At 73.9% G+C, this 23,877-nt stretch carries 25 protein-coding genes and 1 riboswitch; of the genes, 10 read left to right on the top strand and 15 right to left on the bottom strand.

The genetic code is table 11. From position 1 onward, the window contains the following. The first annotated feature begins 12 nt into the window (after positions 1–12). Positions 13–348: a protease inhibitor I42 family protein gene (locus QBL21_RS08990; RefSeq protein ID WP_407561490.1), complete on the top strand. Its 336-nt coding sequence runs from the start codon at positions 13–15 to the stop codon at positions 346–348. Positions 349–367: 19 nt separating this feature from the next. Then, the gene (locus QBL21_RS08985; RefSeq protein WP_407561489.1) at positions 368–1,393 is read left to right on the top strand and encodes a hypothetical protein; all 1,026 of its coding nucleotides are present in this window, start codon (positions 368–370) and stop codon (positions 1,391–1,393) included. Between the two features lie 8 nt (positions 1,394–1,401). Here QBL21_RS08985 and QBL21_RS08980 read toward each other — a convergent pair whose 3' ends face one another. Then, a complete protein-coding gene (locus QBL21_RS08980) occupies positions 1,402–1,758 on the bottom strand; it encodes a hypothetical protein (RefSeq protein ID WP_407561488.1) in 357 nt (118 codons plus the stop codon). Positions 1,759–1,823: 65 nt separating this feature from the next. On the opposite strand from QBL21_RS08980, the gene QBL21_RS08975 reads away from it, so the two are divergent. The 3 genes from QBL21_RS08975 (at position 1,824) to QBL21_RS08965 (ending at position 4,617) form a co-directional block, all read left to right on the top strand. Then, positions 1,824–2,159, top strand: a complete 336-nt coding sequence (locus tag QBL21_RS08975) for a peptidoglycan-binding protein (protein WP_407561486.1) — start codon at positions 1,824–1,826, stop codon at positions 2,157–2,159. Positions 2,160–2,274: 115 nt separating this feature from the next. Then, on the top strand, positions 2,275–3,504 hold the full coding sequence (locus QBL21_RS08970) for a serine hydrolase domain-containing protein (protein WP_407561484.1): 1,230 nt from the start codon (positions 2,275–2,277) through the stop codon (positions 3,502–3,504). 9 nt (positions 3,505–3,513) lie between these two features. Then, positions 3,514–4,617, top strand: a complete 1,104-nt coding sequence (locus tag QBL21_RS08965; protein WP_407561483.1) for an LOG family protein — start codon at positions 3,514–3,516, stop codon at positions 4,615–4,617. Here QBL21_RS08965 and QBL21_RS08960 read toward each other — a convergent pair. Both QBL21_RS08960 and QBL21_RS08955 read right to left on the bottom strand, forming a co-directional pair. Continuing rightward, complete coding sequence (locus QBL21_RS08960) at positions 4,614–5,921, bottom strand: sensor histidine kinase (RefSeq protein ID WP_407561482.1); 1,308 nt, start codon at positions 5,919–5,921, stop codon at positions 4,614–4,616. The two genes, QBL21_RS08965 and QBL21_RS08960, sit on opposite strands and share 4 nt — an antisense overlap. Beyond that, the gene (locus QBL21_RS08955) at positions 5,918–6,574 is read right to left on the bottom strand and encodes a response regulator transcription factor (protein ID WP_407561481.1); all 657 of its coding nucleotides are present in this window, start codon (positions 6,572–6,574) and stop codon (positions 5,918–5,920) included. Before QBL21_RS08955 ends, QBL21_RS08960 begins: the two co-directional genes overlap by 4 nt. 211 nt (positions 6,575–6,785) lie before the next feature. On the opposite strand from QBL21_RS08955, the gene QBL21_RS08950 reads away from it, so the two are divergent. From QBL21_RS08950 to QBL21_RS08935, 4 genes are read left to right on the top strand one after another with little or no spacing between them, the layout of a single operon-like run. Next, positions 6,786–7,337, top strand: a complete 552-nt coding sequence (locus QBL21_RS08950) for a hypothetical protein (RefSeq protein ID WP_407561479.1) — start codon at positions 6,786–6,788, stop codon at positions 7,335–7,337. Continuing rightward, on the top strand, positions 7,334–8,497 hold the full coding sequence (locus QBL21_RS08945) for a peptidoglycan-binding protein (RefSeq protein WP_407561478.1): 1,164 nt from the start codon (positions 7,334–7,336) through the stop codon (positions 8,495–8,497). Before QBL21_RS08950 ends, QBL21_RS08945 begins: the two co-directional genes overlap by 4 nt. After that, positions 8,494–9,171, top strand: coding sequence for an ABC transporter ATP-binding protein (locus QBL21_RS08940; RefSeq protein ID WP_407561477.1), 678 nt, complete (start codon positions 8,494–8,496; stop codon positions 9,169–9,171). Before QBL21_RS08945 ends, QBL21_RS08940 begins: the two co-directional genes overlap by 4 nt. After that, a complete protein-coding gene (locus QBL21_RS08935) occupies positions 9,168–10,382 on the top strand; it encodes an ABC transporter permease (RefSeq protein ID WP_407561476.1) in 1,215 nt (404 codons plus the stop codon). Before QBL21_RS08940 ends, QBL21_RS08935 begins: the two co-directional genes overlap by 4 nt. A gap of 301 nt (positions 10,383–10,683) precedes the next feature. On the opposite strand, the gene QBL21_RS08930 is transcribed toward QBL21_RS08935, so the two are convergent. From QBL21_RS08930 to rpsB, 10 genes are all read right to left on the bottom strand, one after another. Continuing rightward, entirely contained in the window at positions 10,684–11,703 is a 1,020-nt protein-coding gene (locus QBL21_RS08930) for an ABC transporter ATP-binding protein (RefSeq protein ID WP_407561475.1), read from the bottom strand. After that, on the bottom strand, positions 11,703–13,307 hold the full coding sequence (locus QBL21_RS08925) for an ABC transporter permease (protein ID WP_407566357.1): 1,605 nt from the start codon (positions 13,305–13,307) through the stop codon (positions 11,703–11,705). Before QBL21_RS08925 ends, QBL21_RS08930 begins: the two co-directional genes overlap by 1 nt. A gap of 86 nt (positions 13,308–13,393) precedes the next feature. Beyond that, positions 13,394–14,452, bottom strand: coding sequence for a thiamine ABC transporter substrate binding subunit (locus tag QBL21_RS08920; protein WP_407561474.1), 1,059 nt, complete (start codon positions 14,450–14,452; stop codon positions 13,394–13,396). A gap of 38 nt (positions 14,453–14,490) precedes the next feature. Further along, positions 14,491–14,601: riboswitch (TPP riboswitch) on the bottom strand. Between the two features lie 14 nt (positions 14,602–14,615). Continuing rightward, positions 14,616–15,734, bottom strand: coding sequence for a 23S rRNA (adenine(2503)-C(2))-methyltransferase RlmN (gene rlmN / locus QBL21_RS08915; RefSeq protein ID WP_407561473.1), 1,119 nt, complete (start codon positions 15,732–15,734; stop codon positions 14,616–14,618). Between the two features lie 418 nt (positions 15,735–16,152). After that, positions 16,153–16,413: a hypothetical protein gene (locus QBL21_RS08910; protein WP_407561472.1), complete on the bottom strand. Its 261-nt coding sequence runs from the start codon at positions 16,411–16,413 to the stop codon at positions 16,153–16,155. Between the two features lie 103 nt (positions 16,414–16,516). Then, the gene (locus tag QBL21_RS08905; RefSeq protein WP_407561471.1) at positions 16,517–17,446 is read right to left on the bottom strand and encodes a phosphatidate cytidylyltransferase; all 930 of its coding nucleotides are present in this window, start codon (positions 17,444–17,446) and stop codon (positions 16,517–16,519) included. Between the two features lie 71 nt (positions 17,447–17,517). Then, complete coding sequence (gene frr / locus QBL21_RS08900; protein WP_407561470.1) at positions 17,518–18,075, bottom strand: ribosome recycling factor; 558 nt, start codon at positions 18,073–18,075, stop codon at positions 17,518–17,520. 101 nt (positions 18,076–18,176) lie between these two features. After that, positions 18,177–18,968, bottom strand: coding sequence for a UMP kinase (pyrH, locus tag QBL21_RS08895; protein WP_407561469.1), 792 nt, complete (start codon positions 18,966–18,968; stop codon positions 18,177–18,179). Positions 18,969–19,252: 284 nt separating this feature from the next. Further along, entirely contained in the window at positions 19,253–20,086 is an 834-nt protein-coding gene (gene tsf / locus QBL21_RS08890) for a translation elongation factor Ts (RefSeq protein ID WP_407561468.1), read from the bottom strand. 45 nt (positions 20,087–20,131) lie between these two features. Then, positions 20,132–21,184 carry a 30S ribosomal protein S2 gene (gene rpsB / locus QBL21_RS08885; RefSeq protein ID WP_407561467.1) on the bottom strand — a complete coding sequence of 351 codons (1,053 nt, stop codon included), beginning with the start codon at positions 21,182–21,184 and terminating at the stop codon, positions 20,132–20,134. Positions 21,185–21,506: 322 nt separating this feature from the next. Here rpsB and QBL21_RS08880 point away from each other — a divergent pair, with 322 nt between their 5' ends. Continuing rightward, the gene (locus QBL21_RS08880) at positions 21,507–22,274 is read left to right on the top strand and encodes a murein hydrolase activator EnvC family protein (protein WP_407561466.1); all 768 of its coding nucleotides are present in this window, start codon (positions 21,507–21,509) and stop codon (positions 22,272–22,274) included. Positions 22,275–22,344: 70 nt separating this feature from the next. Here QBL21_RS08880 and QBL21_RS08875 read toward each other — a convergent pair whose 3' ends face one another. Beyond that, positions 22,345–22,899, bottom strand: coding sequence for a TetR/AcrR family transcriptional regulator (locus tag QBL21_RS08875; protein ID WP_407566356.1), 555 nt, complete (start codon positions 22,897–22,899; stop codon positions 22,345–22,347). Between the two features lie 51 nt (positions 22,900–22,950). Further along, on the bottom strand, positions 22,951–23,760 hold the full coding sequence (gene whiG, locus QBL21_RS08870; protein WP_407561465.1) for an RNA polymerase sigma factor WhiG: 810 nt from the start codon (positions 23,758–23,760) through the stop codon (positions 22,951–22,953). Positions 23,761–23,877: the final 117 nt, after the last annotated feature.

The following is a 23,877-nucleotide window of genomic DNA, read 5'->3' as shown; positions in this document are numbered from 1 at the left end:
AGGGACGAAGACGTGCCCGAAGTTCTGGTCGACCACACGGACGAGGGAAAGACGATCACCCTCCGCGTCGGTGACGTGCTCGTCGTCACGCTGCCGGTCAACATGCTCACCGGTCTGCACTGGGAGGTCGCGTCGTACGACCGGGAAGGTCTCGGCCCTCCCGAGGTGGACGTGCAGCCGCCGGAGTCCGGCGGGGCCATGGGGGCGGGCGGCACCGTGGCCGTCTTCCGGTTCCCGGTCGGGACCCGGGCCCCCGCGTCGTCGAGGCTCGTCCTCGAACTGCGCGGGGGCCACGGCCGGGGCCCGGCGGAACAGACGTACGCGATCACGCTGAACATCAAGGGCTGACCATCAAGGAGTGAGGAACGTGGCGATCACCGCCTCCTCGGGAACCGGCGTCGTTCGGGGCAACCACAGGTTCGACCTGGAGGCGGGGGTCGAAGCCACCGGCATGGGACGTGCCGACGTGTGGTGGCGTCAGCCGCCGGACGGCCGCCGCGAACTCGTGCCGCTCCTCGGCGCCCGCCTGTGCCCGCTGGGCACGGTGCCGTACGAGCCGCTCGGCTACCAGGACCTCGCGACGCTCACCTACACCGGCGAGGGCGTCCCCGGAGACCCCCAGGGCCAAAACAGGCTGGTGACGGGGAGCGTCGTCGCGGTCAGGACCCGCTCCGGGCAGCTCGTGAAGGCGCAGGTCCAGTCCTACGGCCGGGACCTCGGCCTGCGCTGGCAGGGCTGCCCCGCGCCGACGCAGTACAGGACGCTCAAGGTGGTCGTCGGCAGCGCACCCGAGTGGCTCGTCTCGCGCTACGTGGTGGACTGCGTCTACGAGAGCCCCGACGCGTCGATGCACCCGTGCGGCACGGGCGAGTTCGGCGCCGGCGGCGGTGTCGTGGAGGACCGGATCTCGGACGCGTGGGGCGGTTTCCCCGCCACCGCGCGCGTCACCGTTTCCGTCGACTTCCAGCCCGGTACGGGACTTCACGGCGCCGTCACACGACTCGAACCCGAGGTGGGCCCCGCCGGGGTGTCGCTCCTCTACGAGCCCGAACAGGAGATCAAGAAGGTCCGGCTCGTCTTCGATCTCACTCCGCGGGCCAGGCCCCAGGACTACCTGCTGCTCCGCTGGCTCTACCGCTCGGGCAGTTCCGCCGGTGCCGGGAGTCAGCGCACCCTGTCCGCCTCGGACCTCCAGGACAACGTCGCGCAGCACGAGGTGGCGTTTCCGCCGGACGGGTCATCGACGGCCGCCGTCGACCTGACCATCGACGGCGTGTACCAGGGGGCGGAACTCGTCCAGTTCAAGCAGCGCGTCTCGCTGCCCGCCTCGGCGCTCGCCTTCCGGTTCAGGAAGCAGGGCGGCGGGCCCCGGTACCGCCTGGAATCCTTCTGATCGGAACGTCACGCATGCCTGTCGAGCCATTCGCGATACTGCGCCCGGGACTTCGCCGGCACCCCCGCGGGCCACGGCCAGTCCAGCGCCTCGCCGCGGCGGAAGGCGAAGGTGGCGGGCGTCTCCCCGACGTTCAGCAGGTCGCAGACCGCCGGCGCGAACTCGCGCCCGACGCGGCAGAATTCCACTTTCCCCTCGTACGTTCCGGCCAGCAGCCGGTAGCGCTCCCGCAGCCGCCGGCAGGACCAGCAGCCCGGGGAGTCCGCGAACCAGATGCTCAACCGGTCCATCTGGACGGTTCCGTAGAACGTTTCCACGTCCGACACGTCGTAAAGGCCCGCGGCCCGCTGCGCTGTCGTGCTCATGCTTCCATCCTCGCGGCAACCCGCCGGACACGCATGTCCAGCCGCCCGACACACAAGGAGCACCCGTGAACCCCTGTGACGACTACGCGGCGGTCCAGACGCCCGCCGGCACCGCCTGGCTGCCCGTCTGCTCGGGCACGGACACCACCTGTGAACTGCGCAGGGGGCACAAGAACCCGGGGGTCCTCGCCTTGCAGGTGAGCCTCAACCAGTGCTATGGCCAGGATCTGGCGGAGGACGGCGACTTCGGCCCGGCGACGGAGGCCGCGCTCCGGCGCGTCCAGGCGCGGGTGGGCACCACCGCCGACGGCCTCTACGGCCCGTACACCCGGGACGCGATGCTGCACTCCGGCACCTGGGGAGACGAGAGGATCCGCTACGACGGCCCCGGCGGGTCGTGACCCCTCGCCCGGCCCCCTCCCCCGCGCGGGGGACTCCCCCGTCCCCCGCCGGAGCGCGTGCCGTTCGCTCGCCCGCGTGACGACCCCGGGGGTGCGCGCTGCCTAGCCTCCCGGCATGACGACGTACGGAGACATCCCCGGCCGGCGGGTGCGCGCCGCCCTCGTGGGGCTGCTGGTGCTGGCGGCGCTGCCCGCGTGCGGCGCGGACCGCGACCGCGACCGTGACCGGGACCGGGACGCGCGGGCCGGCGGCGGCTCCCCCGGGGTGAGCGCGCGGGGCAGCGCCGCCGGCGCCGCCGGCGCCGATGACACCGCCGACCCGGCCGCCCGCGCCGTGGCGAAGTACCTCGACGAGGTCTGGCCCGACGACGCCCCCGGCACCGTCGTCGCCGCCCGCGGTGGCGACCGGGTGGTCTGCTCCGGCCGCGGCCCCGCCGACCCCGGGACCGGCGCGCGCGCCCGCTGCGACACCGTGTACGACATCGCCTCGATGACCAAGCAGTTCACCGCCGCCGCCGTCGTGAAGCTCCAGACGGAGGGCAGGCTGCGGGTCACCGACCCCCTCTCCCGGTACGTCGGCGGCGTACCCGCCGACAAGCGGGGCATCACCCTGCACCACCTGCTCACCCACACCTCCGGCCTGCCCGACTCCCTCGGCGACGACTACGACCCCCTCTCCCGCGCCGGGCTGGTCTCCGGCGCCCTCGCCGCCCCGCTGAACTCGCCGCCCGGCGAGCGCTACGCGTACTCCAACACCGGCTACAGCCTGCTCGCCGCCGTCGTGGAGAAGGCGTCCGGCACCGGCTACGAGTCGTACCTCGCCGACCACCTCTTCGCCCCCGCCGGCATGACCGGCACCGGCTACGTCCTGCCCGACTGGGACCCCGCCCGCATCGCCGTCGAGTACGACCGCAGGGGCCGCCCGCAGGGCACCCCGCTGGACCACCCCTGGGCCGACGACGGCCCGTACTGGAACCTCCGCGGCAACGGCGGCATGCTCTCCACCGCCCGCGACATGCTCCGCTGGCACCGCGCCCTGCTCGACGACCGCGTCCTCGGCGAGCAGGCCAGGAAGCTGCTGTTCAAGCGGTACGTCCCCGAAGACGGCGGCGCCGCGTCCTTCTACGGCTACGGCTGGAGCCTGCTCGACCTCGACGGCGCCCCCCTCGCCACCCACGACGGCGGCAACGACTGGTCCGCCGGCCGCGTCGCGCGCTTCCTGGACGACGGGACGCTGGTGTTCTGGATCAGCAACGCCGCCGTGCGCGCCGGCCGGTGGGACGTCCCCGCCGTGGACCGGGAGCTGACGACCGGAATCGCCGAACGGGTGCGCGCCCGCCCGTAGGGTGGGCGCATGCCGCACTCGCCGTTCGAGATCGAGTCCCTCGCCGAGTTCGACGCCGCCGTCGCCTCCGGCTCCATCAGCGGGTTCCGCGTGCAGTCCGTCGATCTGACGGACCGCACGCGGCTGCTGCTCACCGCCGACGTGCACGGCGCGGTGTTCCTCGGCTGCCCGATGGCCGCGGAGGCGGCGCGGCGCGTGCAGCGGGACGGGGCGCTGGTCTTCCCCGTCGTGCCGGACCTGCCCTTCGATCCGTACCGGGGCGCGCTGTACACCGCGGACGAGCTGTTCGCGGGCCTGGCGCGGGGGTACGAGCAGACGCCGGACGCCCGCTCGTACGACTGGTTCCGGCGCACCCGCGCCGAGCACGACATATTCGCCGCCGTGATACGGGGCATGCACGACGAGTCGATGTCCAACGCGCTGGACGAGCGGCTGCGCGCCGGCCGTCCCGTCGTCGGCGTCATGGGCGGGCACGCGCTGGAGCGCGGCGGCGAGGCGTACGCGGGCGCGGCCCGGCTGGGCCGGGCGCTGGTGCGCGCCGGGTTCGACGTGGCCACCGGCGGCGGCCCCGGCGCGATGGAGGCGGCCAACCTGGGCGCGTACGCGGCGGAGTTCGACGACGCGATGCTGGACGAGGCGGTGCGGATGCTGGGCAAGGCCCCGTCGTTCACCCCCTCGGTGGCGCAGTGGGCCGAGGCGGCGTTCGCGGTACGGGAGCGGTGGCCGGGCGGCGGCGACTCGATCGGCATCCCCACCTGGTTCTACGGGCACGAGCCGCCGAACGCCTTCGCGGGGCACATCGCGAAGTACTTCACGAACGCGCTGCGCGAGGACGGGCTGCTGGCCCGCAGCACCGCGGGCGTGGTGTTCCTGCCGGGCGCGGCGGGCACGGTGCAGGAGATCTTCGACGCGGCGACGCCCAACTACTACGAGTCGCGCGGCGAGCCGCGGCCGATGGTGCTGGTGGGCCGCGAGCACTGGTCGGCGCGGCTGCCGGCGTGGCAGTTGCTGTCGGCGCTGGCGGCGGGCCGGTCGATGGCGCCGCGGATCGCGCTGGTCGACGCGGTGGACGAGGCGCCGGAGGCGCTGCTGCGGCTCACCGCCGGGGGCTAGCGGCCGGCGTCCGCGGCGCGTTCGGCCTCCGGGTCGGGCGGCAGCGTCACGGTCACGGTGAGCCCGCCGCCGGCGCGGGGGCGGGCCGCCGCGTCGCCGCCGTGGGCGCGCGCCACGGCCCGTACGATCGACAGCCCGAGCCCGGCCCCGCCGCCGCTCACCAGCCGGTCGCCGCCGAGGCGGCAGAACGGCTCGAAGAGGGCGGGAATCTCGTACGGGGGCACCGCCGGCCCGCTGTTGGCGACCTCCAGCTCCGCCCGTCCGCCGGGCCCCGCGGCGCAGGTGACGCGGACGTGCCCGCCGGGGCCGGAGTTGTGGCGGACGCCGTTCTCGACCAGGTTGTGCACCAGCCGCTCCAGCAGCAGCGCGTCCCCGGCGGTCCACGCCTCCGCGGTCGTCGCCGCGACCTCGATCCCGGCCTCCGCCGCCTCGGGCGCGGCCTGGGCGACGACGTGCGTGACGATGTCGGCGAGGTCGACGGGGTGGCGTTCGGTGATCTCGTTCTCGGAGGTGGCGAGGAGCAGCAGCCCGCTGATCAGCCGTTCGTGCCGGGAGTTGATCCGCAGCAGGTCCTCCCCCAGGCGCGTGACGTCCGCGGAGGCGGTGGGCCGGTGCATGGCGGTCTCGACCAGGGCGCGGCCGATGGTCAGCGGGGTGCGCAGCTCGTGGGAGGCGTTGGCGACGAAGCGGCGCTGGCCGTCGAAGGAGCGGTCGAGCCGTTCGACCATGGTGTCGAAGGTGTCGGCGAGTTCCCTGACCTCGTCGTCGGGGCCGGCGAGCGCGATGCGCTCGTGCAGCCCGCGGCCGGCGGCGGGGGCGTCGGCGATGCGGCGGGCGGTGTCGGTGACGCGGTGCAGCGGGGCGAGGACCCGGCCGGCGACGAGCCAGCCGGAGCCGGCCGCGGCGGCACCGACGACGAGGAGGGCGATGCCGCCCTGGGCGAGCAGGGAGGTGCCGGCGGCGTCGCGCAGGGCCTCCTCCCGGCTGTCGGTGAACCGCTGGTGGCTGGGCCCGGTGTCGCCGTCGGGGCCGGGACCGGGGCCGGGGTCCGGGGCGCCGTCGGCCGGTGCGCCGGAGGGGGCCGCGGACGGCTCGGCGGTGCTGCTGTTGAGCGTGCCGCCGCCGCTGAGGCGGGCGTTGAACAGCACGTAGGTGAGTCCGAGGAGCACCGCCCCGGCGGCCAGGAACATGGCCCCGTAGACGAGCGTGAGCCGGGCGCGCAGGGTGAAGCGCCGCCGCGGCCGGGGCGCGCCGCGCGTACGGACGCGGGTGAGCCTGCGGGTGCGGGTGCGGGTGCCGGTCATGGGATGCGGTATCCGACGCCGGTGACGGTCTCGACGACCGGCGGCTCGCCGAGCTTGCGCCGCAGCTTGAGCACGGCGAGGCGGACCGCGCCGGTGAAGGGGTCGGCGTGCTCGTCCCACGCCTTCTCCAGCAGGTGTTCCGCGGAGACCGGGGCGCCTTCGGCGCGCAGCAGTTCGGCGAGGACGGCGAACTCCTTGCGGGACAGCGGCACATAGCGGCCGTCGCGTACGACCTCGTGCCGGGCCGGGTCCAGGGCGATCCCGGCGCGGCGCAGCACGGGCGGCGCGGCGGGCCGGGCGCGGCGGCCGAGCGCCTGCACCCGGGCGGCGAGTTCGGCGAAGGCGAACGGCTTGGTGAGGTAGTCGTCGGCGCCGAGGCCGAGGCCGGCGACGCGGTCGGCGACGTCGGCGGCGGCGGTGAGCATCAGCACACGCGCGGCGGCACCGGAGCCGGCGAGCCGGCGGCAGACGTCGTCGCCGTGCACGGCGGGCAGGTCGCGGTCCAGGACGACGACGTCGTAGTCGTTGACGGCGGCGCGCTCCAGCGCGGCGGCACCGTCGTGGGCGATGTCGACGGCGTGCGCCTCGGCGCGCAGCCACTCGCCGACCGCGGCGGCGAGCACCGGCTCGTCCTCGGCGACCAGCACCCTCATCGGCGGCTCCCTCCGGCCGGGTTCGCAGCCCCATGGTGGCGAACGGCGCGTTTCCTCGCCGTGAGGAGCCGCTGAGCGCCGCCGGCGCGAGGGGGCGTACGGCAGCCGGGCCCGTACGGCGGAAACGGCGGGGAAACGCGCCACCGCGTTGCATCGGCCCCGGCGGCGCCGGCACCCGGCCGGCGCCGCCCCCGAGGAAACGGAGACGACGGTGCGACGACGTACGCGCAGCGCGCTCGCGGCCCTGCCGCTGGTGCTCGCCCTGGCCCTGACCGGCTGCGGCTCCGACGACGGCGGCGGCGGCGAGGTCGCGTCGGCGGGCGGCGACGAGAAGCCCGGCGGCGGCCAGGAGCCGGTCTCGAAGGATCCGGACGAGCAGATGCTCCAGTTCTCGCGGTGCCTGCGCGAGAACGGCATCGACGTCCCGGACCCGGAGCCCGGCCAGGGCGTGGACCTGAACATGGACGGCGTCGGCGAGGCGAAGGCGAAGCGCGCCATGGAGGCGTGCCGGCGGTACGACCCGGCGACCACCGCGAAGAACGACCCGATCAGCAAGGAGCTGGAGGAGAAGCTGCGCGCGTACTCCCGCTGCATGCGGAGCAACGGCGTGGCGGACTTCCCGGATCCGGTGCCGGGCGGCGGGCTCCAGATGGACGGCGCCATCGAGAAGGACCCGGACTACGACGGTGCGGCGCGGGCGTGCAGGAAGCTGATGCCGGCGGGCGAGGGCAAGCCCTCCACGAACGAGGAGGGGGGCGAGTGAACTCGCGGGCGGCCACCCCGGACGAGACGGCGCCCCCGGCCGGCGGCCCGCCCGCCGACGGGGCCCCCGGCCCGTCGCGCCGCGGCCGGCACCGCCGCAGGCGGCGGCGGATCGCGGCCGGGGCGGTGTTCCTCGCGGCGACCGGCGGCGCCGCGGCGGCCGGCCTCGGCCTCGGCGGCTCCGGCGAACCGGCCGGCGCGGCGGACGGCGAACTGCCGCCGGCCACCGCGGAGGTGACCCGCGACACGCTGGTCGACACCCGCAGCGCCGACGCGGAGCTGGGCCGCGGCCCGGCCACCGGCGCCGCCGCCCGCACCGGCGGCACGCTGACTGAGCTGCCCCGCTCGGGGGCGCGGGTGGCCCGCGGCGAGGCGCTGTACGAGGTGGACGACGAGCCGGTGACCCTGCTGTACGGGGACCTGCCCGCGTACCGCGCGCTGGCGCCCGGCGCCCAGGGCACCGACGTGGCGCAACTGGAGCGCAACCTGAGCGCGCTCGGCCTCTCCGGTTTCACCGCCGACGACGAGTACTCCAACGCCACGGCCGCCGCGGTGCGCGACTGGCAGCACGACCTGGGCGTCGAGGCGACGGGCCGGGTGGAGCCGGGGCAGGTGGTGGTCGCGCCGGGCGCGGTCGTCGTGGAGAGCGTGCAGGCCGAGCACGGGGACCTCCTCGCGCCGGGCGCCGACGTCCTCACGTACACCGGCACCGCCATGGCCGTCACCGCGGAACTGGACGTCGAGGACCGGCGCCTGGCGCGGCGGGGCGCGAAGGTCGGCGTGGAGCTGCCGGACGGGCGGACGGTGCGCGGCACCGTCGCGGAGGTGTCGGTGGCGATGCGGCCGGCCGAGGGCGAGGAGGAGGCGCAGACGGTCGTGGAGGTCGTCGTGCGGCTGACGGGCGCGGAGGCGAGGAAGGCGGCGTCCGCGTACGACGAGGCGGGCGTGCACGTCGACTTCACCGCCGGGCGCCGCGAGAACGTGCTGACGGTGCCGGTCGCGGCGCTGCTGGCACTGGCGGAGGGCGGCTTCGGCGTGGAGGTGGTCGGGGGCGGCACGACGCGGTACGTACCGGTGGAGACGGGCCTGTTCGCGAACGGCCGCGTCGAGATCAGCGGCAGCGGCATCACGGCGGGCACGAAGGTGGGCATGCCGCGGTGATCGAGCTGACGAACGTGACCAGGACCTACGCGGGCGGCGTCACCGCGCTCGCCGGGGTCTCGCTGCGCGTGGCGGCGGGCGAACTCGTCGCCGTCACCGGCCCGTCGGGGTCGGGGAAGTCGACGATGCTGCACGTCCTGGGCACCCTGGACCGGCCCACGTCGGGCGGGGTGCGGATCGCCGGGTACGACGTGGGCGCGCTGTCCGACGCCGGCCTGTCCGCGCTGCGCGCGCACCGGATCGGCTTCGTCTTCCAGCAGTTCCACCTCGCGGGCGGCACGACGGCCCTCGACAACGTCGCCGACGGCCTCCTCTACACCGGGCTTCGCCCGGCCGAGCGCCGGCGCCGCGCGGAGCGGGTGCTGCACCGGGTGGGCCTGGGCCACCGCATGGAGCACCGGCCGCACGAGCTGTCGGGCGGCGAGCGGCAGCGCGTCGCGGTGGCCCGCGCGGTGGCGGGCGACCCGCCGCTGCTGCTGGCGGACGAGCCGACGGGCGCGCTGGACACGGCTTCCGGCGCGGGGGTGGTGGAGCTGCTGCGGGAGCTGAACGCGGCGGGCACGACGGTGGTGGTGATCACGCACGAACGGGAGCTGGCGGCGGCGCTGCCGCGGCAGGTACGGCTGCGGGACGGCCGGCTGGAGACGGAACGGGACGGGGCGGTGGCGACATGAGGCCGGCAGCAGCGGACGACCTGCACCCCTCCCGGCTGTGGCCGGGGGACGTGGTGCGCGGCGGGGCGGTGGGGTTGCGTACCCGGCCGCTGCGGGCGGTGCTGTCGGCCCTGGGGATCGCGATCGGGATCGCGGCGATGGTGGCGGTGGTGGGGATCTCGTCGAGTTCGCGGGCGGATCTGGACCGTACGCTCGCCTCCCTGGGCACCAACCTGCTCACGGTCTCGCCGGGCCGGACGATGAGCGGCGGTCAGGCGAAGCTGCCGGCGCGGGCGGAGGACATGGTGGCCAGGATCGGTCCGGTGACGTCGGTGTCGGCGACCGGCCGGGTCCCGGACGCGCATGTCTACCGCACGGACCGGATCCCGGAGGCGGAGACGGGCGGGCTGGCCGCGTACGCGGTACGCACCGACCTGCGCGCCACGACGGGCGCCCGGCTGCGCGACGGCACGTGGCTGAACGCGGCGACGGCGCGGCACCCGGCGGTGGTGCTGGGCGCGACGGCGGCGGAGCGGCTGGGCATCGGCCGGGCGGCACCCGAGGTGCGGGTGCTGGTGGGCGGCGAGTGGTTCACGGTGGTCGGGATCCTCCAGCCGGCGCCGCTGGCACCGGAGTTGGACCTCGGGGCGCTGGTGGGCTGGCCGGCGGCGAAGGACCGGCTGGGCTTCGACGGCCACGCGACGACGGTCTACACGCGGTCGGCGGACGCGGACGTGGAGGAGGTCCAGTCGGTGCTGGGCGCGACCGCGAACCCGGCGGCGCCGAACGAGGTGGAGGTCTCGCGCCCGTCGGACGCGCTGGCGGCGAAGCGGGCCGCGGGCGAGGCGTTCACGCGGCTGCTGCTGGGGGTGGGCGCGGTGGCGCTGCTGGTGGGCGGCGTGGGGGTGGCGAACACCATGGTCATCTCGGTGCTGGAACGCCGCGCGGAGATCGGCCTGCGCCGCGCCCTGGGCGCCACCCGCGGCCACATCCGCACGCAGTTCCTGGCGGAGTCGCTGCTGCTGTCGGCGCTGGGCGGCGCGGCGGGCGCGCTGCTGGGAGCGGCGGTGACGGCGTCGTACGCGGCCTCACAGGGCTGGCCGCCGGTGATCCCGGCGTGGACCCTGGCGGGCGGCCTGGCGGCCACCCTGACGATAGGCGCCCTGGCCGGCCTCTACCCAGCCCTCCACGCCAGCCGCCTCCCCCCGGCAACGGCCCTGGCAACGCCGTAGCAGCCGGGGCCGGACCCCCCGCAGCCCACCCGGCTCCCGGGCCGCAGCCCACCGGGGGCCCGGGGCGGCAGCCCCCGCGGGTCGAGTCACAGCCCGCGGGGCCCGGAGGCAGAGCCGGCCCGCACTGCCCGCGCGGGGGCCGGGGCGCAGCCCCGCGGGGGCCTCGGGGGCGGAGCCCCCGGGTTTCGGGAAGGGGCGGGGTCGGGGAACACCCCCCGCCCCGACACCGGCCAGGGCCCCGCACCAACGCCCACGCCCACGCCCGCACCCGCACCCGCGCATCCGCACCCGCACCCATCCCTCAACCTCCCAGCACCACCACCTCCGACGCCGCGAACTCCACCCCCACCCTGTCCCCCACCTCCGGCGCCCCCCGCAGCGCCACCGACGACTCCAGCCCCGGCCCCCGCTCCGGCCGCAGCGCCAGCAGCACGTGCTCCCCCCGGAACGTCCGCCCCACCACCTCGCAGCCCAGCCCCGACCCCGCCGGGAGCACCCGCACCCCCGCAGGCCGTACCAGCAGCGACCGCTCCCCCGGCGCCGAGGCGGCGGGCACCCCCACCTTCCCCCACGGCGTGTCCGCCACCGCCCCGTGCACCGTGCCCCGCACCACGTTGGCGAACCCCAGGAACCGCGCCACGAACTCGTCCGCGGGCCGCTCCCACACCTCCACCGGCGTGCCGCTCTGCGCGATGCGCCCCTCCCGCATCACCACCACCCGGTCCGCCAGCGCGAACGCCTCCCCCTGGTCGTGCGTGACCGCCAGCACCGTCGTCCCCAGCCGCCCGAAGAGCTGGCGCAGCTCCACCACCAGCCGCTCCCGCAGCGAGCGGTCCAACTGCCCCAGCGGCTCGTCCAGCATCAGCAGCTGCGGCGACGGCGCCAGCGCCCGCGCCAGCGCCACCCGCTGCTGCTCCCCGCCGGACAGCGCGCCCACGGCGCGTCCCTCCGCCCCGGGCAGGCCGACGAGCGCGAGGAGTTCGGCGACCCGCTCGCGGGCCGCCGCCCGCGAGGCCCCGTGCATGCGCAGCCCGAAGGCCACGTTCCCGCCGACGTCGCGGTGCGGGAACAACTGCTGGTCCTGGAACATCAGCCCGACCCCCCGCCGGTGCGCCGGCACCCCCGCGAGGTCCCGCCCGGCGAGCAGCACGCGCCCGCCGGCGACGGGCTGGAGCCCGGCCACGGCCCGAAGCAGCGTGGACTTGCCGCTGCCGCTGGGCCCGAGGACGCTGACGATCTCGTGGTCCGCGACGTCGAGGCCGACCCCGGCGACCGCGGTGCGGTCGCCGTAGCGCACGGTGAGGTCGTCGAGTACGAGCATCAGAACTCTCCCGCCTGGTTCTTGCGGACACGTTCGAGGAGCAGCAGCGCCGCCGCGCACACGGCCATGAGGATGGTGCTCAGCGCCATCGCCTGCCCGTAGTTGGTCTCGCCGGCGCGGCCGAGGAGGCGGGCGACGGCGACGGGCAGTGTGGGCCGGTCGGGTCCGGCGATGAAGACGGTCGCGCCGAACTCGCCGAGGGAGACGGCGAAGGCGAACCCGGCGGCGACGAGCACGGCCCGCCACACCAGCGGCAGGTCGACCTCCCGCCAGGCCCGCAGCGGGGACGCGCCGAGGACGGCGGCGGCTTCCCGCAGCCGGTCGTCGACGGCGCGGAGCACGGGCAGCATGGTCCGTACGACGAAGGGAACGCCGACCAGCGCCTGCGCGAGCGGCACGAGGATCCAGGAGGAGCGGAGGTCGAGCGGCGGGGTGTCGAGGGCGATGAGGAAGCCGAAGCCGACGGTGACGGCGGAGGTGCCCAGCGGCAGCATCAGCAGCGCGTCGAAGCCGCGGACGAGGGGCCCGGCGCGGCGGGTGACCGCGGCGGCGGCGAGGCCGCCGACGACGACGGCGATGACGGTGGCGACGGCGGCGTAGGCGAGGGAGTTGCCGACGGCTTCCAGCGGCGGGACGGCGAAGGTGCCGTCGCTCTCCTGGAGCGCGCGGTAGAAGCCGAGGCCGTGGCCGCCGGGGGTGGCGAAGGAGCGTTCGACGAGGACGGCGAGCGGGACGAGGAGCAGCACGGCGACGACGGTGAGGACGGCGCCGAGCAGGGCGCGTTCGGCGGCGCCGCGGGGGCGGCGGGCGGTGGTCTCGGGGGCGACGAGGCTGAGCGCGGTCTCCCGGCGGCGTACGGTCCAGGCGTGCACGGCCAGGACGGCGGCGACGGCGGCGAGTTGGAGGAGGGTGAGGACGGCGGCGGTGGGCAGGTCGAGGAAGTCCGCGGTCTGGCGGTAGATCTCCACTTCGAGGGTGGCGTAGTAGGGGCCGCCGAGGATCTGGATGATCCCGAAGGACGTGAAGGTGAAGAGGAAGACCATGAGGGCCGCGGCGGCGACGGCGGGCCCGAGCGCGGGCAGGGTGACGTGCCGCCAGGCGGCGAGGCGGCCGGCGCCCAGGACGCGGGCGGCTTCTTCCTGGCGGGGGTCGAGCTGGGCCCACAGGCCGCCGACGGTCCGTACGACGACGGCGAAGTTGAAGAAGACGTGGGCGAGGAGGATGGCCCAGACGGTGGTGTCCAGGCGTACGCCCCACCAGCCGTCGAGGACGCCGCCGCGGCCGAGGAGGGCGAGGAACGCGGAGCCGACGACGACGGTGGGCATCACGAACGGCACGGTGACCAGGGCGCGCAGGAGTTGCTTGCCGGGGAAGTCGAAGCGGGCGAAGACGTACGCGGCGGGCAGCGCGAGGACGAGGGTGAGCCCGGTGGAGGCGGCGGCCTGCCAGAGCGTGAACCAGACGACGCCGAGGATGTCGGGGTCGCCGATGACGTCGGGGATGCGGCCGAGCTGCCAGCGGCCGTCCTCGCGCAGCCCGCGGGCGACGATGGCGCCGACGGGGTAGGCGAAGAAGACCGCGAAGAACGCGGCGGGGACGGCCATGAGCGCGAGCCGCCCGGCGGCCCCGCGCAGCCGGCGGCGGCCCGCGGCCGGCGGGGGCGCGGACGGGCCGGGGCCGGCGGCGCGGGTTACTTCACGACCAGCGAGGTCCACGTCTTGATCCACTGCTCCCGGTTGTCGTCGATGTCCGCAGGGTCGAGGGTGTGCGGGTCGTCGATCTCCTCGCCGTAGCGGGTGAACACCTCGGGCAGTTCGGTGTTCTCGCGCGCCGGGTGGACGAACATCTTCAGCGGCATGTCCTGCTGGAACCGCTCGCCGATGAGGAAGTCGAGGAGCGCCTTGCCGCCTTCGGGGTTGCCGGCGTTCGCGAGCAGCCCGGCGAACTCGATCTGGCGGAAGCAGGTGCCGGTGGACACGCCGGTGGTGGCTTCCGCCGGCTTGGACTCCATGTCGAGGACGGGCGGGCTGGAGGCGTACGAGACGACGAGCGGCTTGTCGCCCTTGCCGGCGCCGGAGAAGCGCTCGTAGTACGCCTGCTCCCAGCCGTCGACGACCTCGACGCCGTTGTCGCGCAGGTCGCTCCAGTAGTCCTCCCAGCCCTCGGCGCCGTACTCGTCGGCGGTGGCGAGGAGGAAGGCCAGGCCCGGGGAGGAGGTGGCGGCGTTCTCGGTGACGAGGAGGTCCTTGTAGCGGGGGTCGGCGAGGTCGTCGAAGGTCTGCGGCGGGTCGAGGTTCTTCTCCTCGAACCAGGCGCGGTCGTAGTTGACGCACACGTCGCCGTAGTCGACGGGGGTGACGCGGTGCTCACCGGCGTCGAGCTGGAGTTCCTCGGGGATGCGGTCCAGCCCCTTCGCCTCGTACGGGGTGAAGATCCCGTTGTCGAGGCCGCGGGAGAGCAGGGTGTTGTCGATGCCGAAGAAGACGTCGCCCTGGGGGTTGTCCTTGGACAGGACCGCCTGGTTGACGGCGGAGCCGGCGTCCTTGCCCTTGAGGATGTCGACCTTGTATCCCGACTGTTTCTCGAACGCCTTGAGGACGTCGTCGGAGACGGCGAAGGAGTCGTGGGTGACGAGGGTGACGCTCTTGTCGCCCGAGCCGGACCCGGATCCGTCGCCGGAGTCAGAGCCGCAGGCGGCCAGCCCCAGGGCGAGGGACGCGGCCAGGGCGGTGGTGACGATGCGCTTCATCGGGCTGCTTTCGTGGCGTGCGGGCAGCCCGGGCAGCAGCAGAGTGTCGACCGAACTTCCTACCCAGAATGACCTGGGCGAGGTTCGAGGGTCTGCGGCCTGGACGGTGCCGCACTCTCAGCGCTGCGAGCGCTCCCCTGTCGGTATGTACACGTGAACGGTATCAGGCGGGTGCCTCGGCCGCGGAGGCCGCGAGCTGCCCGCAGGCCCCCTCGATCTCCTGGCCGCGGGTGTCGCGCACGGTCACGGGCACGCCGTGGGCCTCCAGCGCGGCGACGAACGCCCGCTCGTCCTCGGGCCGGGAGGCGGTCCACTTGGAGCCGGGGGTGGGGTTGAGCGGGATGAGGTTGACGTGGGCGCGGCGGCCCTTGAGGAGGCGGCCGAGGAGGTCGGCGCGCCACGCCTGGTCGTTGATGTCCTTGATCAGCGCGTACTCGATGGAGACGCGGCGGCCGGAGCGTGCGGAGTACTCCCAGGCGGCGTCGAGGACCTCGCGGACCTTCCAGCGGGTGTTGACGGGCACGAGGGTGTCGCGCAGCTCGTCGTCGGGCGCGTGCAGGGAGACCGCGAGGCGGCACTTCAGGCCCTCGTCGGCGAGGCGGTGCATGGCGGGCACGAGGCCGACGGTGGAGACGGTGATCCCGCGCTGGGAGAGGCCGAGGCCGTCGGGCTCGGGGTCGGTGAGGCGGCGTATGGCGGCCAGCACGCGGTTGTAGTTCGCCAGCGGCTCGCCCATGCCCATGAAGACGATGTTGGACAGCCGCGCGGGTCCCCCGGGCACCTCGCCGTCGCGCAGGGCGCGCATGCCGTCGACGATCTGGTGGACGATCTCGGCGGTGGACAGGTTGCGGGTGAGCCCCGCCTGGCCGGTGGCGCAGAACGGGCAGTTCATCCCGCAGCCGGCCTGGGAGGAGATGCACATGGTGACGCGGTCGGGGTAGCGCATGAGCACCGACTCGACCAGCGTGCCGTCGAAGAGCCGCCACAGGGTCTTGCGGGTGGTGTCGCCGTCGCAGCTCAGATGTCGTACGACGGTCATCAGCTCGGGCAGCAGCCCTTCGGCGAGCTTCGCCCGGGCCCCGGCCGGCACGTCGGTCCAGCCGTCCGGATCGGTGACGTAGCGCGCGAAGTAGTGCCGCGAAAGCTGCGCGGCACGAAACGGCTTCTCCCCCAGCTCCACCACGGCCTCGCGGCGCTCGGCGGGCGTGAGGTCGGCAAGGTGCCGCGGCGGCTTCTTGGCGGCACGGGGGGCGGCGAAGGTGAGCTCTCCTGGCTTGGGCATAGCGCTACCAGTGTCGCAGACGAAAACCGGTGTCCTGCCCCGGCGGGGGTGGGGGCCACATCAACGTGATGGGGTTGGCAACCATCCCCGCGGGACCATCCCCGCGGGCGCGGGGAGCGCAAGTTCGGCGTACGCATGCACGGCATGACGCAGGGACCATCCCCGCGGGTGCGGGGAGCACCGCGCGGCGCTCGGTGACATGCAGCAGAACCGGGGACCATCCCCGCGGGTGCGGGGAGCACACGACGGCCAGCAGAGGGTCTTCCGGGTCCGAGGGACCATCCCCGCGGGTGCGGGGAGCACTCTCTTTGACCTGCATCCTTTCCGGCGCAGGCAGCCCGTTTCCATAACTTTCGCCGGATCGGGCATTTCCGTCAATTCCGCGCCAGCGTCGCAGACGGATTCGCCTGCGCCTGCGTCACCCCCAGATGCCCTGGTTCGCCCGCATCAGCCCGATGGTGGGCGACCCGTGGTCGTCGCCCAGCGGCGCGACGCCCCATTCGTGTTCGGCGGGCGCGATCCTGTCGGTGCCCTCCCAGTCCAGCAGCGGCGCCGTACCCGCACCCCCGGGCGCACCGTCGGTGTCGCCCGCCGCCGCCGTGGCGGTGGCCGCCGCCATGCCTCCGGTCGCCAGCAGCGCCACCGCCGCCGCCCGTGCCGTCATGTGCCTGATCCTCATGGAACTCCCCCTACGTTCGCGGACATCCGTCACCACCGTGGCCCGCCCACGCGGGGCGGCTCCAGGTGTTTCGGCTCTCCCCGAAACCGAACGAGGGGGAAGGTCAGCCCGTGCCGACGAAGATCACCATCAGCAGCCAGACCACCGGCGCCGTGGGCAGCAGCGAGTCCAGCCGGTCCATGATCCCCCCGTGGCCGGGGAGCAGCGTGCCCATGTCCTTGATGCCGAGGTCCCGTTTGATCATCGACTCGGCGAGGTCGCCGAGCGTGGCGCTGGCGGCTGCCGCGGCGCCCAGCAGGAGGCCCTGCCACCAGCGGCCGTCGTCGACGAGGAGTTCCATGCACACCGCGCCCGCCGCCATCGCGAAGGCCAGCGCGCCGCCCAGGCCCTCGCGGGTCTTGCCGGGGCTGATGCGCGGGGCGAGTTTGTGGCGGCCGAACTTGTAGCCCACGGCGTACGCGCCGGTGTCGCTGATGACCGTGAGGATCAGGAACGTCAGCACCCGCTGCGGCCCGTCGTCGTCCGCGGAGAGCATCAGCGCGACGAAGGCGGCGAGGAAGGGCACGTAGAACGCGGCGAAGACGCCGGCGGTGACGTCGCGGAGGTAGTCCTCCGCGGGGCCCTTCAGCCGCCAGACGGGGACGGCGAGGGCGGTCAGCGCGAGTGCCGCCCCGGCGCCTTCGGCGCCGCGCGCGTATCCGGCGACGATCATCGCGACGCCGCCGAGCACCAGCGGCACCAGCGGTGTGCGGATGCCGCGGCACTCCGTCAGCCGCGACGTCAGCTCCCACAGTCCGACCGCGACGGCGGCGACGATGACGCCGAGGAAGAGCACTTTCACGACGAACAGCGTGGCCAGCACGATGGCGCCGAGGCCGAGCCCGACGCCTATGGCGGCGCCGAGGTCCCGGCCGCCGCGGCGCCGTCTGGGGGCGGGCGGCGGCGCGGAGGGGGCGTCGCCCGGGACGCCTGGTCCCCCGGAGGGACCTGGGGAGGGTTCGTCGGCAGGGGCGTCCCCGGACACGATGGGCATGCGCGGAGTCTGCGCCCTTTCACCCCCGCCGTACACGGGACCCGCCGGGGCCCCCCTGGAGGAGTCGTTCATCAGACCTCGAGCAGCTCTGCTTCCTTGTGCTTGAGCAGCTCGTCGACCTGGGCCACGTACTTGTGGGTGGTGTCGTCGAGCTCCTTCTCGCCGCGGCGGCCCTCGTCCTCGCCGATGTCGCCGTCCTTGATGGCCTTGTCGATGGCCTCCTTGGCCTTGCGGCGTACGGAGCGGATGGCGATCCGCGCGTCCTCGCCCTTGGCCTTGGCGACCTTGATGAACTCCTTGCGGCGCTCCTCGGTGAGCTGCGGGAAGACCACCCGGATGATGTTGCCGTCGTTGGACGGGTTGACGCCGAGGTCGGAGTCCCGGATCGCCTGCTCGATGTTGCGCAGGGCGGTCTTGTCGAACGGTGTCACCACCGCCATCCGCGGCTCCGGCACCGAGAACGACGCCAGTTGGTTGATGGGTGTCTGGGCACCGTAGTAATCCGCCGTGATCTTGTTGAACATCGCCGGATGCGCCCGCCCGGTGCGGATCGCGGCGAAGTCGTCCTTGGCGACCACGACGGCCTTCTCCATCTTCTCCTCGGCTTCGAGGAGGGTCTCTTCGATCACCACTGGCTCCTGGTCTCTTCCGTGAGCGGATCGGGAGTATGCGACCCGTCCGCCCGTACCATGCCTGCACGGTGTCCGACCGGCAGGCCGTTGTCCATCCCTCAGACCCGGCTGCCGTGCGCGCTCACGAGCGTACCGATCTTCTCACCCCGTACCGCCCGGGCGATGTTGCCCTCCTTCAGCAGTTCGAAGACGAGGATCGGCAGTTCGTTGTCGCGGCACAGGGTGACGGCCGTGGCATCGGCGACCTTGAGGTCACGGGTGATGACCTCCCCGTATTCGAGCGCGTCGAACTTCACCGCGTCGGGGTTCTTCTTGGGGTCGGCGTCGTAGACCCCGTCGACGCCGTTCTTGCCCATGAGCAGGGCCTCGGCGTGGATCTCCAGGGCGCGCTGCGCGGCGGTGGTGTCCGTCGAGAAGTAGGGCATGCCCATGCCGGCGCCGAAGATGACGACGCGGCCCTTCTGCATGTGCCGGATGGCGCGCAGCGGGATGTACGGCTCGGCGACCTGGCCCATGGTGATCGCCGTCTGCACCCGGGAGTCGATGCCCTCCTTCTCCAGGAAGTCCTGGAGGGCGAGGCAGTTCATGACCGTGCCGAGCATGCCCATGTAGTCGGAGCGGGCCCGGTCCATGCCGCGCTGCTGTAGTTCGGCGCCGCGGAAGAAGTTGCCGCCGCCGATCACCACCGCGATCTCGTACCCGTCGCGGACGACGGCGGCGACCTCGCGGGCGATGGCGTGCACGACGTCCGGGTCGACGCCGAGATCCCCGCCTCCGGAGAACGCCTCGCCGGACAGCTTCAGCAGGAAGCGTGCGCTGTCCCGTTTCGTTTGGTGGCCGTGGTCCGCCTTCTCCTGGTGGCCGTGGTCCGCGTCGGCGTCCTCGTTCATGAAGTCTCCTCGTGCGCATGCGAAGGAGGCCATCGCCGTGGGGTTCTCATGGACCCGTTCCCGGCAATGGCCTCCTCGTCACTTCCGCGGCCCGGCGGCGGTTGCCCGCACCGGCCGCATAGAACTCAACCCGACCCTAGCGGGGCCGGCGGCCGTTCGCCGCACACCGTGCGCACCGTTCGCCGTGGCGACGCGCGCCGCGGCGCGCGTCGTACGGCGGCGTGTGCCGTCCGGTCGCGCTTGCGCGCGCCGGGCGGCACCGTGCACGCCGGTGGCGCCGGTGCTCAGGCGCCGACGCGGATGCGCGCGAAGCGGGTCACCTGTACTCCCGCCTCGCCGAGCACCTTCTGCACCGACTTCTTGTTGTCCTTGGCGAACGGCTGGTCCAGCAGCACGTTCTCCTTGAAGAAGCCGTTCACGCGGCCCTCGACGATCTTGGGCAGCGCGGCCTCCGGCTTGCCTTCCTCGCGGGAAGTGGCCTCGGCGACACGGCGCTCGTCCTCCACCGTGTCGGCCGGGACGTCCTCGCGGGAGAGCCAGCGCGGCGCGAAGGCGGCGATGTGCTGTGCCACCTCCTTGGCCGTCTGCGGGTCGGCCTTGTCCAGCTCGACGAGCACACCGACCTGCGGCGGCAGGTCCGGCGAGGTGCGGTGCATGTACGTGCCGACGTAGGCGCCTTCGAACCGCGCGAAGCGGTCGAGGACGATCTTCTCGCCGAGGGAGGCGTTGGCCTCGTCCACGTACGTCTGGACGGTCTTGCCGTCGAGGTCGGAGGCGAGCAGCGCCTCCAGGTCGGCGGGCTTGGTGGCCGCGACGTGCTCCGCGAGCGCGTTGGCGACGGCGAGGAACTTGTCGCCCTTGGCGACGAAGTCGGTCTCGCACTTCAGCTCCAGCAGGACACCGGAGGTGTTGTCGTCGGCGATCAGGGAGACGACCGCGCCGTTCTCGGCGGAACGGCCCTCACGCTTGGCTACGCCCTTCTGGCCCTTGACGCGGAGCAGCTCCACGGCCTTGTCGACGTCGCCCTCGGCCTCTTCCAGCGCCTTCTTGCAGTCCATCATGCCGGCGCCGGTGAGCTCCCGGAGCTTCTTGACGTCGGCGGCGGTGAAGTTCGCCATGATTCGGTGGTTTTCTCTTCTCGACGGTGACTGGGATAGGGCGGGTCAGACCTGCGGGGAGTCGCCGGAGGGCTGCGCGCCTTCGGTGGACTCGGCGGCCTCGGGCGCCGACGCGGCGTCAGTGACCTCGGCAGTCTCAGCAGTCTCGGCAGCCTCGGTCGCCTCCGGGGCCTGCTCGGCGGCCGTGGCGGCGGGCGCGGGGGTCTCGTCGGCCTGCTCGGCGTCGGCGACCTTGGCGGTCTCGGCGGAGGTCTGCACCTCGGCCTCGGCCGCCGCCTCGTCCGTCTTCTCGACCGGGGCGTCCTTCGCGGCCTTGGCGTCCTTCTCGCCGCCGAGCAGGTCGCGCTCCCACTCGGCGAGCGGCTCGGCGTCGGTCTTGACGGCCTTCTCGTCACCGGCTGCGGCACCGGAGCGGGCGATCAGGCCCTCGGCGACGGCATCGGCGATGACGCGGGTCAGCAGCGTGACGGAGCGGATCGCGTCGTCGTTGCCCGGGATCTTGTAGTCGACCTCGTCGGGGTCGCAGTTGGTGTCGAGGATCGCGACGACCGGGATGCGCAGCTTGCGCGCCTCGCCGACGGCGATGTGCTCCTTCTTCGTGTCCACGATCCAGACGGCGCTCGGCACCTTCTGCATGTCGCGGATGCCGCCGAGGGTCTTCTCCAGCTTGGTCTTCTCGCGGGAGAGGACGAGCAGTTCCTTCTTGGTGAGGCCGGAGGCCGCCACGTCGTCGAAGTCGATGGCCTCCAGCTCCTTGAGGCGCTGGAGCCGCTTGTGGACCGTGGAGAAGTTGGTGAGCATGCCGCCCAGCCAGCGCTGGTTCACATACGGCATGCCGACCCGGGTGGCCTGCTCGGCGATGGCTTCCTGGGCCTGCTTCTTCGTGCCCACGAACATGATGGTGCCGCCGTGCGCGACGGTCTCCTTCACGAACTCGTAGGCGCGGTCGATGTACGACAGCGACTGAAGGAGGTCGATGATGTAGATGCCGTTGCGCTCGGTGAAGATGAAGCGCTTCATCTTCGGGTTCCAACGGCGGGTCTGGTGCCCGAAGTGGACGCCGCTTTCCAGCAGCTCCCTCATCGTGACGACGGCCATGGCCGTACTCCTCGTGGTCTCGGTTGTGCGCGACGACCGGCCGGTCACCGCTCCTGACGCCCCTGCGCGTCGCGCCTCCGGCGAGGAGCCGGGGGACCGAGTGACGCGGCCACCTTCAGACAGGTGGCGGGGCGTGCGAAGTCGACCCGGAGAGCCGGGTCGCCACGAGAAGTGTAATGGACGGCGTCACCCGCCTGCGCCACGGAGCCCGCCGCGGGGCCGTCGCCCGGGTGCGGAGCGCAAGTTGTCCACAACCGGCCGGTAATCCACAGAATCCGTCCATGATCCCCAAGCACCCCTGCCCCCGGCCAAGCTTGTCCCCATGAACGGACGACGCGACCGCCGCGCGGCCGGCGGGCAGACCGGGGCGGCTGCCACCACGGGACGACCGGCGGACGCGCCGGGACGGCTGCCACGCCGGCTGCTCTCCGCAGGGCTCGCCGCGTGGCTCTGCGCCGGACTCGCCGCGGCCCTGCCGGCGGGCACCTGGCCGACGCCCCCGTTCACGACGACCAGCACCAACGAGGAGGCGGGTGGGGAGGGGGCGGGGGCGGGGCGGGGGGAACGGGAGACACCGGCGTCGGGAGAGGCGGCGCACGGCGGGGTCGCCGGAGTCGGTGAGGTGGCGTGGCCGGTGGACGGGGGTGCGCGGGGGCGGCCGGTGGTGGAGCGGGGTTTCGAGCCGCCGCGTTCGCCGTACGGGCCGGGGCACCGCGGGGTCGATCTGCGCGCCGGGCCGGGGCAGCCGGTGCGGGCCGCGGCGGCGGGGCGGGTGTCGTTCGCGGGCCGGGTGGCGGGGCGCGGGGTGCTGGCCATCGACCATCCGGGCACGGGCCGCCCGCCCCTGCGTACGACGTACGAGCCGGTGGTGCCCGCGGTGCGCAGGGGGGCGAGGGTCGAGGCCGGTCAGGTCGTGGGGCGGCTACAGGGCGGCGGGTACCACTGCGCGGCGGGATGCCTCCACTGGGGGCTGCGCCGCGGCTCGTCCTATCTCGACCCGCTGTCCCTGCTGCCGCCCGGGCTGCTCACGGCGGGGCATGCCCGGCTGCTGCCGGTGTTCGGCCTCCCGCCTCCGGCCGACGGGGACTGACGGCGCCGGGGGCAGGGGCACGGGCGCGCCGGGGGCCGGGCGGGCCCGGGCTGGGCGGTCGCGACCGCGGTCAGCGTGCGGCGCCGTGGAGGGCCACGGCGACGGCGGTGTCGGCGACGGTCCCGGGGTCGTCGGCGCCGAGTTCGGTGCGGCGGACGGCGGCGTCGACGACACCCTGGAGCAGGGTGGCGGCGAGGCGGGGCTCGTCGTGGCCGAGGGTCGCCAGGGCCTCGACGACCATGGTGATCAGCCCGCCGTGCGCGGCGCGGATCTTCTCCCGGGCGCCGGCGTCGAGTTCGCCGGCGGAGATCGCGACGACGGCCCGGTGGCGGCGGTCGCCGACCAGCGCGAGCTGGGTGCGTACGTACGCCTCGACCTTCGCCTCGGGGGTGTCGGCGCGCTCCATGGCGGCTTCGACCTCGGCGGCCCAGCGCGGGAAGTCGACGGCGCACAGCTCCTCGACCACGGCGGCCCGGCTGCGGAAGTACTCGTACACCGACGAGCGCGCGAGGCCGGTGCGCTCGGCGAGCGCGGCGAAGGTCAGCGCTTCTGTGCCGCCTTCGCCGAGGAGTTCGCGCGCGGCGTCGAGCAGCGCGCCGTGCTGCATGGTCCGGTGCTCGGCCACGGAGGCCGCTCGAATCTTCGGCACGGTCCAACTTTAGACCGCGGGAGCCGTTCAGCCGCTGGAGTCGGCCAGCTTCGCGCGCAACTGAAGGACGGACTTGGTGTGGATCTGGCTCACCCTGCTCTCGGTGACGCCGAGCACCTGGCCGATCTCGGCGAGCGTGAGGCCCTCGTAGTAGTAGAGGGTGACCACGGTCTTCTCCCGGTCGGGCAGGGTGTTGACGGCCCGGGCGAGCAGCCGCCGCAGCTCGCGGTCCTCGGCGACCTCGACGGGGTTGTCGGCGGCGGTGTCCTCCAGGGTGTCCATGAGGCTGAGGCGGTCGCCGTTGTCGGAGCTGACGTGGAGCAGTTCTTCGAGGGCGACGACGTTGGCGAGGGAAAGCTGGCTGAAAACCCCGTGCAGTTCCTCCAACTGGATTCCCATCTCTGCGGCCACCTCGGCTTCGGTGGGGGTGCGGCGGAGGGCGGCTTCGAGAGTGGCGTAGGCGCGTTCGACGGCCCGGGCCTTCTGCCGTACGGAGCGGGGGATCCAGTCCAGCGCCCGCAGTTCGTCGATCATGGCGCCGCGGATGCGGGTGATGGCGTACGTCTCGAACTTGATGGCGCGTTCGGGGTCGAACTTCTCGATGGCGTCGATGAGTCCGAAGACCCCGGAGGAGACGAAGTCGGCCTGTTCGACGTTGGACGGCAGGCCGACGCTGACGCGCCCGGCGACGTACTTCACCAGGGGGGAGTAGTGCAGGATGAGCTGCTCGCGCAGCCGGCCGTCACGCGTCTCCTTGTACGACCGCCACAGCTCGTCCACCGAGGAGGGTGCTGTGCGTGAGGTGGCGCGGTCGGACCCGGAGATGTGCTGGGGCATGCGTCGTCGCCTTGAACCGTTCTGGTGGGGGACTGGGTTCGGGTGGGCTGAGGGGAGCGGGTGTGGGGTGGGGAGGGAGCGGGGAGGGTGGAGCGGTGGGGAGTGAGGGAACGTTCC

Origin of the sequence: Streptomyces sp. 184 (assembly GCF_045781775.1) — a bacterium.
Classification (GTDB): Bacteria; Actinomycetota; Actinomycetes; order Streptomycetales; family Streptomycetaceae; genus Streptomyces.
Note: the sequence above shows the minus strand (reverse complement) of the source record. Positions and strands in the feature narration are given on the sequence as shown.

Excerpts from the sequence above, each read along its gene's own strand:
- tsf (WP_407561468.1), bottom strand. The coding sequence starts at position 20,086 with ATGGCGAACTTCACCGCCGCCGACGTCAAGAAGCTCCGGGAGCTCACC.
- QBL21_RS08910 (WP_407561472.1), bottom strand. The coding sequence starts at position 16,413 with ATGAGGATCAGGCACATGACGGCACGGGCGGCGGCGGTGGCGCTGCTG.
- rlmN (WP_407561473.1), bottom strand. The coding sequence starts at position 15,734 with ATGCCCAAGCCAGGAGAGCTCACCTTCGCCGCCCCCCGTGCCGCCAAG.
- QBL21_RS08920 (WP_407561474.1), bottom strand. The coding sequence starts at position 14,452 with ATGAAGCGCATCGTCACCACCGCCCTGGCCGCGTCCCTCGCCCTGGGG.
- QBL21_RS08980 (WP_407561488.1), bottom strand. The coding sequence starts at position 1,758 with ATGAGCACGACAGCGCAGCGGGCCGCGGGCCTTTACGACGTGTCGGAC.
- pyrH (WP_407561469.1), bottom strand. The coding sequence starts at position 18,968 with ATGAACGAGGACGCCGACGCGGACCACGGCCACCAGGAGAAGGCGGAC.
- QBL21_RS08955 (WP_407561481.1), bottom strand. The coding sequence starts at position 6,574 with ATGAGGGTGCTGGTCGCCGAGGACGAGCCGGTGCTCGCCGCCGCGGTC.
- QBL21_RS08880 (WP_407561466.1), top strand. The coding sequence starts at position 21,507 with ATGAACGGACGACGCGACCGCCGCGCGGCCGGCGGGCAGACCGGGGCG.
- QBL21_RS08935 (WP_407561476.1), top strand. The coding sequence starts at position 9,168 with ATGAGGCCGGCAGCAGCGGACGACCTGCACCCCTCCCGGCTGTGGCCG.
- QBL21_RS08925 (WP_407566357.1), bottom strand. The coding sequence starts at position 13,307 with ATGGCCGTCCCCGCCGCGTTCTTCGCGGTCTTCTTCGCCTACCCCGTC.
- whiG (WP_407561465.1), bottom strand. The coding sequence starts at position 23,760 with ATGCCCCAGCACATCTCCGGGTCCGACCGCGCCACCTCACGCACAGCA.
- QBL21_RS08960 (WP_407561482.1), bottom strand. The coding sequence starts at position 5,921 with ATGACCGGCACCCGCACCCGCACCCGCAGGCTCACCCGCGTCCGTACG.
- QBL21_RS08965 (WP_407561483.1), top strand. The coding sequence starts at position 3,514 with ATGCCGCACTCGCCGTTCGAGATCGAGTCCCTCGCCGAGTTCGACGCC.
- rpsB (WP_407561467.1), bottom strand. The coding sequence starts at position 21,184 with ATGGCCGTCGTCACGATGAGGGAGCTGCTGGAAAGCGGCGTCCACTTC.
- QBL21_RS08930 (WP_407561475.1), bottom strand. The coding sequence starts at position 11,703 with ATGCTCGTACTCGACGACCTCACCGTGCGCTACGGCGACCGCACCGCG.
- QBL21_RS08970 (WP_407561484.1), top strand. The coding sequence starts at position 2,275 with ATGACGACGTACGGAGACATCCCCGGCCGGCGGGTGCGCGCCGCCCTC.
- QBL21_RS08905 (WP_407561471.1), bottom strand. The coding sequence starts at position 17,446 with ATGCCCATCGTGTCCGGGGACGCCCCTGCCGACGAACCCTCCCCAGGT.